This window comes from Peptoniphilus sp. HMSC075B08, assembly GCF_001815405.1.
In the GTDB taxonomy this organism is placed as follows: Bacteria; Bacillota; Clostridia; order Tissierellales; family Peptoniphilaceae; genus Peptoniphilus_A; species Peptoniphilus_A harei.
In genome coordinates, this window is sequence record NZ_KV820442.1 from 1 (window position 1) to 1,176 (window position 1,176).

General features: G+C 41.3%; 1 protein-coding gene. It reads left to right on the top strand.

Annotated elements, in window-relative coordinates; translation table 11 throughout:
* A partial coding sequence (tuf, locus tag HMPREF3023_RS03140) for an elongation factor Tu (RefSeq protein ID WP_070700580.1) occupies nucleotides 1–1,176 on the top strand: 1,176 nt, incomplete at both ends.

Below are 1,176 nucleotides of genomic sequence, written 5' to 3' on the forward strand. Positions count from 1 at the left end.
GCAAAATTTGAAAGAAATAAACCACACGTAAACATTGGAACAATTGGTCACGTTGACCACGGTAAGACAACACTTACAGCTGCAATCACACTTGTAATGAACAAGAGATATGGCGGCGGAGAATTCGTTGACTACGCACACATTGACAAGGCTCCAGAAGAAAGAGAAAGAGGAATCACAATTTCAACTTCTCACGTAGAATACGAAACAGCAAACAGACACTACGCACACGTAGACTGCCCAGGACACGCTGACTATGTTAAGAACATGATCACAGGAGCAGCACAAATGGACGGAGCAATCCTAGTAGTATCAGCTGCAGATGGTCCAATGCCACAAACAAGAGAACACATCCTACTTGCAAGACAAGTTGGTGTACCAAAGATTGTAGTATTCCTAAACAAAGAAGACCAAGTAGACGATCCAGAACTAATTGAATTAGTAGAAATGGAAGTAAGAGACCTACTATCAGAATACGACTTTGACGGAGACAACACTCCAATTGTAGTAGGATCAGCACTTAAAGCAATCGAAGAACCAGACGGAGAATGGGGAGACAAAGTAGCAAAACTTATGGAAGAAGTTGACGAATACATCCCAACTCCAGTAAGAGATACAGAACACCCATTCCTAATGCCTATCGAAGACATCTTCTCAATCACAGGTAGAGGTACAGTAGCAACAGGAAGAGTAGAACAAGGTGTAGTAAAAGTAGGAGACACAGTAGAACTAGTTGGATTAACAGACGAAAGTAGACAAGTAGTAGTAACAGGTGTTGAAATGTTTAGAAAACAACTAGACCAAGCAGAAGCAGGAGACAACATTGGAGCCCTACTAAGAGGTGTACAAAGAGAAGAAATTCAAAGAGGACAAGTACTAGCAGCACCAGGAACAATTCACCCACACACAAAATTTGAAGCAGAAGTGTACGTACTAACAAAAGAAGAAGGTGGAAGACACACACCATTCTTTAACGGATACAGACCACAATTCTACTTCAGAACAACAGACGTAACAGGAGATATCCAATTAGCAGAAGGCGTAGAAATGGTAATGCCTGGAGATAACTCAACATTTACAGTAACACTAATCACACCAATCGCAATGGACGAAGGACTAAGATTCGCTATTCGTGAAGGTGGAAGAACTGTAGCATCAGGAGTAGTATCAAAGATT